The sequence below is a fragment of the Streptomyces aurantiacus genome (assembly GCF_027107535.1).
In the GTDB taxonomy this organism is placed as follows: domain Bacteria; phylum Actinomycetota; class Actinomycetes; order Streptomycetales; family Streptomycetaceae; genus Streptomyces.
Genome location: NZ_CP114283.1, coordinates 4,351,910 through 4,362,006, shown reverse-complemented (window position 1 = coordinate 4,362,006; position 10,097 = coordinate 4,351,910). Strand labels below are relative to the sequence as shown.

The window sequence follows — 10,097 nt, the reverse complement described above, 5'->3', positions numbered from 1 at the left end:
GGAGGGACAAAACATGACCACCAGGCTCATCGACGAGTCGTTGTTCGAGAACCGGGAGTTCGACAACGAGGGTTCCGAAGACGGGAATCCACCACGTCTCGCGGGCGCCCGCTGCTCCGGATGCGACACCGTCGTCTTCCCCCGACAGGACTCCTGCCCCCGGTGTCCGGACGGGTTGATGTCCGGTCACGTACTTCCGGTGAGCGGGCGCGTGTGGTCGTGGACGCTCCAGGCGTTCCCGCCCAAGCCGCCGTACCGGCCGCCGTCCGATGGCTACCGGCCCTACCACGTGGGCTATGTCGACCTCGGTGAGGTGCTGGTCGAAGCGCGCCTCGCGGTGCCCCGCGCGCAGATCCGGATCGGTCTGCCGGTCCGGCTCACCACGGTGCCCGCATACCAGGACGACGACGGAACAGAGGTACTGACCTTCGCGTTCCGCCCGCAGCGGGACGGGGAGCGATGAGCCGGCCCGACGACGTGTACGTGGTCGGATGCGGGATGCACCCCTTCGGCCGCGACGAGAGCGTCACCGGCATGGACATGGCCGAGCGTGCGATACGCGAGGCGCTGGCCGACGCCGGTGTCACCTGGGAGGAGATCGGCTACGCGGCCGGCGGCTCCGACGTGTCCGGCAAGCCCGACACGCTGGTGGGGCGACTGGGCCTGACCGGCGTGCCGTTCGTCAATGTGCAGAACGGCTGCGCGACCGGTGCCTCCACCGTGCTCGCGGTGGCCAACGCGCTGCGCGCGGGCGAGGCCTCCCTGGGACTGGCCGTGGGGTTCGACAAGCACGAGCGCGGCGCGTTCCACGTCTCCGCCGCCCGCTACGGCCTGGGCGACTGGTACGCCGAGACCGGCATGATGCTCACGACCCAGTTCTTCGCGCTGAAGACCCAGCGGTACCTGTACGAGCACAGGATCTCGGAGCGGGCCCTCGCGATGGTCTCCGCGCGAGCCTTCCGCAACGGCTCGCACCACCCCCTGGCCTGGCGGCGCAAGCCGCTGACGGAGCAGGAGATCCTCGACTCCGCCGAGGTCAGTCCCCCGCTCACCCAGTACATGTTCTGCTCGCCCGGACAGGGCGCGGCGGCCTTGGTGCTGGCGCTCGGCGACCGTGCGTTCGACCTGTGCGAACGACCGGTCAAACTGGCGTCGTTGGCCTTCCGGACCCGGCGGTTCGGTTCCTTCGAGGTGTTCTCGCCCTGGCTGCCGCCGGGACCGCACCACAGCCCCAGCGTCGACGCCGCGGAGGCGGCGTTCCGCACGGCGGGGGTGCGGCCCGCCGATGTACAGGTCGCCCAGCTCCAGGACACCGACAGCGGCTCGGAGCTGATCCACCTGGCGGAGACCGGACTGTGCGGCCATGGCGAGCAGGAAGAGCTGCTGGCCGCCGGGGCCACCGATCCCACGGGCCGGATACCGGTCAACACCGACGGCGGCTGTCTGGCCGGCGGGGAGCCCGTGGGCGCCTCCGGGCTGCGCCAGTTCCACGAGGTCGTACGACAGTTGCAGGGCCGGGCGGCCGGTCTGCAGGTGCCAGGCACTCCCCACGTGGGCTTCACCCATGTGTACGGAGCACCCGGTATCAGCGCCTGCTCGGTCCTGACGGTATGAGAGGCGACGGGCAGGCCATGGGGCACGGTGACAGAACCGCGCTGGTGACCGGCGGGGCACGCGGAATCGGTTTGGAGATCGGCCGACAGCTCGCGGACCGGGGACTGCGCGTCCTGGTCGGGGCGCGAAAACTGGAGGCCGCGGAGGAAGCGTGCCGCGCCATCGGCCCGGCGGCACTGCCGCTGGCCCTGGACGTGACCTCCGCGACGAGCGTCGGCGAAGCGGTCCAAAAGGCACGGGAGCTGACCGGCGGGATCGACGTCCTGGTGAACAACGCGGGAGTGTCCCTGGACGGGGAACTGCGGCCCCCGTACCTCGACGAGGGCATCCTGCGCGCGACCCTGGACACGAACCTCACCGGCGCCTGGCGCATGGCGGAGGCCGTCGTCCCGGGCATGGTGGAAGCCGGTTACGGCCGGGTCGTGAACGTCACCAGCTCGTACGGTTCACTGGCGCTGATGGACTCCGGTCGGCATCCCGCCTACCGGATGTCCAAGGCGGCACTCAACGCCCTGACCCGTATGCTCGCGGCCGAGCTGGCCGGCACGGGCGTCCTGGTCAACGCCGCCGACCCCGGCTGGACCCGCAGCGGCATGGGCGGGTCGTCCGCCCCGCGCGGGCCGGCGGAGGGTGCGGACACCCCGGTCTGGCTGGCGACCCTTCCCCAGGGGGACGAGACGACGGGCGGGCTGTTCGCCGATCGCATGCCACTGCCCTGGTGAACCACCTCAAGTCCGTGACGTGGCAGGCTTCACCGGCTCCGTCGGCTTCTGTTCGGCGGCGACGATGCGCAGCGCCAGCTCCCTGACCGCCTCCAGCACGGACCGGGAGGGCAGCTGGGACAGCGGTCCCCCCTCCGCCCGCAGCGCGGTGACGAGCATGGTCGTACTGATCAGCGTGCGGACCGCGAGCGCCTGTGCCGCGTGCCGGGCCTTGGCCGCCCGGGGGCCGCGCGTGGTGCCCTCGGGCAGATAGTCGTAGCCACGCTGGATGTGCCGCTGCTCGAACTCGTCCCGCAGCAACTTGACGTTGCCGTTGGCGGAGGCGACCTGGACTTGGTACAGCCGGGCCTCCTCCGGGTTCTGCTCCACCCATGCCCACACGGCGTCGATGACGCGGACCAGGCCCTCCGCGTCACCCGGTTCGGACTCCGGCCGAGCTGCCTCCACGACCGCGTTCAGCTGGTCGAAGACCCGGCGCATGGCGAGCTCGAGCAGCTCTTCCTTGCCGTCGAAGTGGTAGTAGACGGCCGTGGGGACGACCTGTGCCTCGTCGGCGATGTCCTGGATGCTGGTTTCCGCGAAGCCGTTGCGGCCGAACACCCGCACGGCGGCGGTGATGATGTGCTGCCGCCGCGAGGGTCGGTGGGCGGGCTGCTTGCCGTTCTTCGTGGTGGCCATCATGCTCCCTGCCAACTGGCGTGAACCCTCGTCCGTGGGCCCTGCGTACTGACCATTGTATCGAGTAACTCCGACCGATCGTCCGCATAATTCCTGCTGCACATTGGTCTCCGGGGAACCTGGATCCCGGCATACTTGACAGCATGACAACATCCGGAACCCGCGCCGCTCACCGTCCCTCGCGCAAGCAGTGGGTGATCGAGGCAGCTACGGAGTTGTTCGCCACCCAGTCGCCGGACGAGGTGACGGTGGCCGACATCGCCGCGCGTGCGGAGATGACCTCGGCGGCGGTGTACTACCACTTCTCCTCCAAGGACCAGGTCCTGGCGGAGGCCATGCGGGCGTTCGCCGCCGCGCTGCGCGAGCAGCTGCAGGCGATCACCGAAGCCCATGAGCCCGGCTCGGACATCGGAGCAGCAGTCACCACGCTGCTGTCCTGGCTGGGGGAACAACGGTCCGCCGCCTCCGTGTTCTTCGTGTCGTCGGCCGGTATGAGCCACGACGCGGAGGCACTGCGCCAGGAGAGCCGTACGCAGTTGCTGGAGGAGCTGGTGCGGTTGATCCGCAAGGCGCGTGGGTCCGTCTCCGACGCCGAGGCGGCGGTGATCGGCCTGGGCCTGCTGGCGCTGCTGGAGACAGCCGCGATCTCACAGGTCCGGGGTGACGACGTCTACCGGTCGCTGGGGCACCGCTCCTTCGTCCGCGAGGTCGGCGAGCTCGCGGAGCGGATCGCCGACCCGGCCACCTAGGCCACTGGTCACACCAGCAGGCGGAGCGGCTTGCTCAGCAGTTCACCGACCGTGCGCAGATATTCGGCGGCGGGTGCCCCGTCGACGGCACGGTGGTCGAAGGTGAGGCTCAGGGTCAGCACCCGCGTCCGCAGCGGCCGGTCGTCCACCCACTCGACGCCGTCCCTGAGTCTCCCCACCCCGAGGATCGCGACATTGCCGGGGTTGATCACGGGCGTGAAGAAGTCGACGCCGTATCCGCCGAGCGAGGTGACGGTGAAGGTGGCCCCTTCCAACTGGGTGGGAGAGATCCGACCCTCGCGCGCGGCCTCGGCCAGGGCCCTCGACCGGCGGGCGATCTCGGGCAGCGGCAGCGCCACCGCGTCCTCGATCACGGGCACCATGAGGCCGCCCGGGACGGCCACCGCGAAGCCCAGGTGGATGCCGTCGAGCAGATGGACGCCGTCCTCGCGCACCGTCGCGTTGAGCAGGGGGTGCTCGCGCAGGGCCAGGGCAGCGGCCTTCAGCAGGAAGTCGTTGAGACTGGGCACCGGCAGTTCGCTGTCGGCCCACTCCTCCTTGAGCCGGCCCCGCAGGGACACCACGGCGTCCATCCGCACCTCGTAGCCGTGCGTCAGCTGTGCCATCTCCTGGAGGCTGGCGTGCATCCTGCGGGCGATGGTGCCGCGCATCCCGGTGAGCGGGAGGACGTCGCCGGGCTGAGGGGCCGCGTTACGGCGAACAGGAGCCGGGGCGAGGGCGTCGAGGTCGGACCGGCGGATCCGGCCGCCGGGCCCGGTGCCGTTCACCGCCGAGAGGTCGATGCCCCTCTCCTTCGCCAGCTTGCGGACCAGCGGCGAGTAGGGGGTGTCACCTGCGGGAAGCGGCGCGAGGAGGTCGCCGGGGAGGGCCGCGAGGAACTCCTCCACGTCCTCGGAGACGATCCGGCGGCCGGGCCCCGTGCCGCGTACGGCGGTGAGGTCGACGTCGGCGGCCACGGCGACGCGCCGGGCGTTCGGCGAGGACAGAAGCCGGTCACCGGTGCCGTTGACGGAGGGCGCGGCGGCTCCGGCCTCGGGGACCGCACCGGTGCCGGTCAGGGCCGGCAGGGCTCCCGTACCCGCACCGCCGCTGTCCAGGGCAGGCACGTCGGTGGCCACACCGGAGCTGGACCCGGACCCGGCGGGCATCGGCGTACCCCCCGGGTCCGGTGGCTGCTCGCCCTCGGCCAGCAGCCAGCCGATGAGGGCCCCGGCGGGCACGGTGGCCCCCGCCGGAACCACGGGGTGGAACAGTCCCCCGGCCTCCGCCTCGACGTCCACGTCGACCTTGTCGGTGGCCAGCCGGAGCAGCGCGTCGCCCTCCGCGACGGCCGCGCCGGTGGACACCAGCCATTCGTCGATCGTGCCTTCCTGCATGGTCAGGCCGATCTTCGGCAGCAGAACCTCGACCGCCACGTCGGTCACGACCTTTCGAGGAGACGCCGGCAGCCCTGGGCGATACGGGCGCGATCGGGTACGTACGCCTTCTCCAGGACCGGGGAGAAGGGCACCGGGGAGAAGGGGGCGCCGATGCGCAGGACCGGCGCGTCCAGGTAGTCGAAGACCACGTCCTGGATCTGGGCGGCTATCTCCGCGCCGAGCCCGCCGAAGGTGACGGCCTCGTGCACCACGAGGACCCGGTTGGTGCGGCGGACGGAGGCGAACATCGTCTCGGTGTCCAGGGGTTGCGCGGTGCGGGGGTCGATCACCTCGACCTCCACCCCCTCGGCGGCGAGTTCGTCGGCCGCCGCGAGTGCCTCCCCGACCATGCGGCCGAGGGCGATCACGGTGACGTCGGAGCCCTGCCGTGCGGTGTGCGCCTGCCCCAGCGGGATGGCGTAGATCTCCTCGGGCACCTCGCTGGTGCTGCCGAGCAGGACCTTGTTGAGCATGATGACGACCGGGTTGTCGTCCCGGATGGCGGAGACGGTCAGGCCCTTGGCGGTGTAGGCGTCGCAGGGCATCACCACCTTGAGGCCCGGCACGTGGGCCAGCCAGGCCTCCAGGCTCTGGCTGTGCTGTGCCGCGGCGCCGAGACCCGCGCCGGAGGCGGTGGTGATGGTGAGCGGCACGGACAGCGCGCCGCCGAACATGTACTTCATCTTGGCGGCCTGGTTGACGATCTGGTCGAGGCAGACGCCGATGAAGTCCATGAACATCAGGTCGACGACGGGACGCAGTCCCCGGGCGGCGGCCCCCACACCGAGACCGACCAGGGCGGCTTCGGAGATCGGGGTGTCGATCATGCGGCGGGGGCCGAACTCGTCGAGCAGGTTGTCGAACATGCGGAAGACGCCGCCGTAGCCGGCCACGTCCTCGCCGGCGACGAAGACGTTCTCGTCCTCGCGCATGGCCTGCGCGAGACCCTCGTTGAAGGCCTTGACGTAGGTGAGTTTGCGCGTGGCGACGGCCGGCGCTTCGGTGATCGTGGTCATGGCGGTCATCCCGAGTAGACGTTGAGCAGCAGGTCGGCGGGGTCGGGCAGCGGGCTCGCCTCGGCGTACGCGATGGCTTCGGCGATCTCGTCGCGCGTGCGCTGCCATACGTCGTCCAGCTCCGCACGGGTCGCGGTGCCGTCGGCGACGACCCGGGCCTCGATCAGGTCGATGGGGTCGCGGGTCTTCCACTCGGCGACCTCCTCGTCCGAGCGGTAGGGGTGCCGCAGTCCCTTGACGCCCTGGTGGTCGAAGAAGCGGTAGGTCTTGGCCTCGATCATCATCGGACCCTCGCCGCGTCGGGCCCGTTCGACGGCTTCGGCGGCGGCGCGGTGGACGGCGACCGCGTCCATGCCGTCGACGATCACGCTGGGCATGCCGTAGGCGGCGGCCCGGTCGGCGACATCGGTGAGCAGCATGTGCCCGGACTGCGGGGTGAACTCCGCATAGCCGTTGTTCTCGCAGACGAAGACCACGGGCAGGCCGAGGATCGCGGCCATGTTGGCGCCCTCGTGCCAGGCACCGATGTTGGTGGCGCCGTCACCGAAGAAGGTCACGGCGACGCTGTCCTCGCCCTTGTAGCGGGCGGCGAAGGCGGCGCCCACGGCGATGGGGACGCCGGCGCCGACGATGCCGTTGGCGCCGAGCATGCCGCGGCTGAGGTCGTTGATGTGCATGCTCCCGCCGCGGCCGAGGCACGCGCCGGTGACCCGGCCGTACAGCTCGGCGTACATCTCGCGGAAGCCGACGCCCTTGGCCACGGCGTGTCCGTGGCCGCGGTGGGTGGAGGTGATCTGGTCGTCGTCGCGCAGGGCTGCCATCACGCCGGCGGCCACGGCTTCCTGACCGACGTAGAGGTGCAGGAAGCCGGGCAGTTTGCCCGCCTCCATGAGTTTGCCCGCCTCGGTCTCGAACAGCCGGATGCGCACCATGCGCTCGTGCAGGTCCCTGATGACCTGCGCGCTGACCTGCGGGGATTTCTTCGACGCCGTTGACGCTCGTTGAGCCATCGTCCGCCCCTTCGTCCGAGGGAGGTTGCCAAGCAATCGGACTTACTTTTGCTGGTCTACAGTAACCAACTGAGGGCACCTTACTGAACAGTGTCTCTAATTACTATGCCCCGGCTGCGGGTTGTCGGTCCGCGCGTCCACCAACTCCACGACGTTGCCCTCCGGATCGGCCCAGAAGCTGATGCGCCGGCCGCGCGCCCGGACGACGACCGGGTCCGAAAGGGGCCGGGCACCCGCGGCCTTCAGTGCCGCCACCACGGGGTCCATGTCGTCGAAGTGGAAGGTGAGGTACGACAGCCCCGGACGTCCGGCCGGTGAGGGCGCCGCATGCGCCGCTACCGGCGCCGACCGGGGAAGGATCAACTTGACACACCCCCCGGAGGGCACCCCCAGCCAGACGACCACCAGTTCGCCGCCGAGCCCGGCCGGACCGCCGATGGAATCCGGTACGCGCGAACGGCGCTCGGCATGACAGCCGATGGCGGCGCAGTAGAAGCGCTCCATCAGTGCCAGGTCCCGCACCACCACACCCACTTCGAACGGCCGGGTCATGACCATCACACCCACCCCCACGGGACACCGAGCGGCGACTTCGACACTTTCTATTGACAGAGCACACTAAGTCCTGTTGTCGTTTCGGACACAACCCAGCTGTCGCATTCATGAGCCGGTCACCGGCTCGCGGCTGGGAGGATTGTGAGGACATCGTGGTCCAGACCAGTTCGCCGGAGATTCGGGAGACAGGCGCCGAGCGCAGGTCACCGGCCTCGGCTCCATCGGCCCCCGCCACCCCCGAATACTCGTCGTGGATCAGCCAGGACCGGTCCACCGACGCCGCGTCCCTGACGATGCGGCGGGAGGCGGCCGAACTCGTCGAGCGGGTGATGAAGCACTACCGCGACAACACCACGCACGAGGCGGACGGCCAGCGGACGGAACCGGTCGCCAACTACCTGGACGCCGACCGCTGGCGGCGCGAGATGGACGCCGTCCACCGCAGCGTTCCCCTGCCGCTCGCCATGTCCAGCGAGCTTCCCGGGCCGAACACGTACAAGGCGATCGACGTGCTCGGCATCCCCGTGCTGATCACCCGCGACCGGCAGGGCACCGTGCACGCGATGATCAACGCCTGCCGGCACCGAGGGGCCAAGCTCCTCGAACCCGGCTGCGGGGTGTCGAAGCGGCTCACCTGCCCCTACCACTCCTGGTCGTACGACCTGGCCGGCGAGCTGCGGGGCGTGTACGCGGAGAAGACCTTCGGCGAGGTTCCGCGCGAGGGCCGCAGCCTCGTCCGGCTCCCGGCCGGGGAGCGCGCGGGGATCGTCTTCGTCTCGCTTGACCCGGCGGCCGAGCCCGACCTGGACGGCTGGCTGGGCGACCTGCTGCCACTGCTGGAGGGCCTGCGGCTGGCGGAGTGCCACCACTACTCCACCGGCGAGCTGACCAGTCCCAACTGGAAGGTCACCCTCGACGGCTATCTGGAGACGTACCACTTCGCCTCGCTGCACCCGAAGACGGTGTTCGAGACGAACCTCTCCAACATGATGGCCCACGACACCTGGGGCCCCCACCAGCGCATCGCACCGGCCCTGCGCCCCATCGCGCAGGCGGTCGACCTGCCGCCGGACCAGCGCGATCCCGGGGACTGTGTCGGCCCCATCTACTGGCTCTTCCCGGGCCTCGCGATCGCCGGCGGCTGGCGCCAGAAGATCGCCGTGTCCCTGGTGCTCCCCCGGACGGCGACCGAGTCGGTGACCCAGCAGATCATCCTGCTGCGGGAACCGGCGGTCACCGAGGAGGAACGCCAGACCGCCGACCGGTTCGGCGAGTGGTTCCACGAGGTGGTCCGCGACGAGGACTACGCGACCACCTACGGAGTCCAGCAGGGTCTGAAGGCCCTGGCCGGGACCGACTTCGTCTTCGGACGCAACGAGCCCGGACTCCAGCACTTCCACCGCACCATTCATCAGCACCTGGACAGAGGCGCCACAGCAGCCCCCAGAGCCACCAGGTGAACAACCAACAAGACTCGCGGGAGAACACCATGGTGGCTACGGGCAGCCTCGACGGACGTGTCGCGGTGATCACGGGCAGCACGCGCAGCATCGGCCGCGCCATCGCCGAGGCCTTTTTGGCCGACGGCGCGACGGTCGTGGTCAGCGGCCGTTCGGAGGTCAAGGGCAAGCAGGCCCTGGAAGAGATGGGCGCCGGGGACCGGGCCGTCTTCCACCCCTGCGACGCCAACAGTCAGCAGGACATCGAAGGACTCGCCGACTTCGCCGCCGAGCGCTTCGGCAGACTCGACATCTGGGTCAACAACGTCGGCGGCAGCTCCGGCTTCGCCCCCATCCACCAGCTCAGCGACGAGGCGTGGCACAACGCCCTCAACCTGAACGTCAACGGCTACTTCTACGGCACCCGCCGGGCGCTGCCGAAGATGCTGGAAGGCGGCTGGGGCCGCATCATCAACATCTCGTCGGTGGAGGGCAAGCAGGCCAACAAGCCCGCGATCAGCCACTACATCACCAACAAGCACGCCATCCACGGCCTGACCAAGGCGACCGCCTTCGAGTACGGCACCCAGGGCATCACCTGCAACGCCATCTGCCCCGGCGCCGTAGACACCGACCTCATGCGGGCCGCGGGTCCCGCCGCGGCGGAGGCCGAGGGCATCTCGTACGAGGAGTGGCTGGGCCGGTTCGCCGAGCATGCCGCCACCAAGGAGATCACCACCGTGGAGCAGGTCGCGGCGGTCGCCTCGCTGCTCGCGAGCGACGCGGGGGCGGGTATCACCGGCACGCTGATCAGCGTCGACGGCGGAACAGCGCAGTGGTAGGCGAAGGACGGGCAGGGGCAGGCACGGGTACGG

General features: G+C 70.2%; 11 protein-coding genes. 6 read left to right on the top strand and 5 right to left on the bottom strand.

Annotated features, from left to right (window positions below):
- Nucleotides 1-13: 13 nt before the first annotated feature.
- From O1Q96_RS21180 to O1Q96_RS21170, 3 genes are read left to right on the top strand one after another with little or no spacing between them, the layout of a single operon-like run.
- The gene (locus O1Q96_RS21180) at nt 14-463 is read left to right on the top strand and encodes a Zn-ribbon domain-containing OB-fold protein (RefSeq protein WP_269249708.1); all 450 of its coding nucleotides are present in this window, start codon (nt 14-16) and stop codon (nt 461-463) included.
- Nucleotides 460-1,614 (top strand): thiolase family protein, encoded by a 1,155-nt coding sequence (locus tag O1Q96_RS21175; protein ID WP_269249707.1) that lies wholly within the window; start codon nt 460-462, stop codon nt 1,612-1,614. The genes O1Q96_RS21180 and O1Q96_RS21175 overlap by 4 nt, the downstream gene beginning before the upstream one ends.
- Before the next feature lie 17 nt (nt 1,615-1,631).
- The gene (locus O1Q96_RS21170; protein ID WP_269249706.1) at nt 1,632-2,336 is read left to right on the top strand and encodes an SDR family NAD(P)-dependent oxidoreductase; all 705 of its coding nucleotides are present in this window, start codon (nt 1,632-1,634) and stop codon (nt 2,334-2,336) included.
- Between the two features lie 6 nt (nt 2,337-2,342).
- On the opposite strand, the gene O1Q96_RS21165 is transcribed toward O1Q96_RS21170, so the two are convergent.
- Nucleotides 2,343-3,017 carry a TetR/AcrR family transcriptional regulator gene (locus O1Q96_RS21165; RefSeq protein ID WP_269249705.1) on the bottom strand — a complete coding sequence of 225 codons (675 nt, stop codon included), beginning with the start codon at nt 3,015-3,017 and terminating at the stop codon, nt 2,343-2,345.
- A 140-nt stretch (nt 3,018-3,157) separates the two neighbouring features.
- On the opposite strand from O1Q96_RS21165, the gene O1Q96_RS21160 reads away from it, so the two are divergent.
- Nucleotides 3,158-3,763: a TetR/AcrR family transcriptional regulator gene (locus O1Q96_RS21160; protein WP_269249704.1), complete on the top strand. Its 606-nt coding sequence runs from the start codon at nt 3,158-3,160 to the stop codon at nt 3,761-3,763.
- Between the two features lie 8 nt (nt 3,764-3,771).
- Here O1Q96_RS21160 and O1Q96_RS21155 read toward each other — a convergent pair whose 3' ends face one another.
- The 4 genes from O1Q96_RS21155 to O1Q96_RS21140 all read right to left on the bottom strand — a co-directional run bounded on the left by O1Q96_RS21155 (nt 3,772) and on the right by O1Q96_RS21140 (nt 7,780).
- Nucleotides 3,772-5,208, bottom strand: coding sequence for a 2-oxo acid dehydrogenase subunit E2 (locus O1Q96_RS21155; protein WP_269249703.1), 1,437 nt, complete (start codon nt 5,206-5,208; stop codon nt 3,772-3,774).
- Nucleotides 5,205-6,218: an alpha-ketoacid dehydrogenase subunit beta gene (locus O1Q96_RS21150; protein WP_269249702.1), complete on the bottom strand. Its 1,014-nt coding sequence runs from the start codon at nt 6,216-6,218 to the stop codon at nt 5,205-5,207. The genes O1Q96_RS21155 and O1Q96_RS21150 overlap by 4 nt, the downstream gene beginning before the upstream one ends.
- 5 nt (nt 6,219-6,223) lie before the next feature.
- Entirely contained in the window at nt 6,224-7,228 is a 1,005-nt protein-coding gene (locus O1Q96_RS21145) for a thiamine pyrophosphate-dependent dehydrogenase E1 component subunit alpha (protein WP_269249701.1), read from the bottom strand.
- Nucleotides 7,229-7,324: 96 nt separating this feature from the next.
- Nucleotides 7,325-7,780 (bottom strand): VOC family protein, encoded by a 456-nt coding sequence (locus O1Q96_RS21140; RefSeq protein ID WP_269249700.1) that lies wholly within the window; start codon nt 7,778-7,780, stop codon nt 7,325-7,327.
- A gap of 155 nt (nt 7,781-7,935) precedes the next feature.
- Between O1Q96_RS21140 and O1Q96_RS21135 the strand changes: the two genes are divergently transcribed.
- Nucleotides 7,936-9,243, top strand: coding sequence for an aromatic ring-hydroxylating oxygenase subunit alpha (locus O1Q96_RS21135; protein WP_269249699.1), 1,308 nt, complete (start codon nt 7,936-7,938; stop codon nt 9,241-9,243).
- The gene (locus O1Q96_RS21130; RefSeq protein ID WP_269249698.1) at nt 9,240-10,064 is read left to right on the top strand and encodes an SDR family NAD(P)-dependent oxidoreductase; all 825 of its coding nucleotides are present in this window, start codon (nt 9,240-9,242) and stop codon (nt 10,062-10,064) included. The genes O1Q96_RS21135 and O1Q96_RS21130 overlap by 4 nt, the downstream gene beginning before the upstream one ends.
- Nucleotides 10,065-10,097 lie beyond the last annotated feature (33 nt).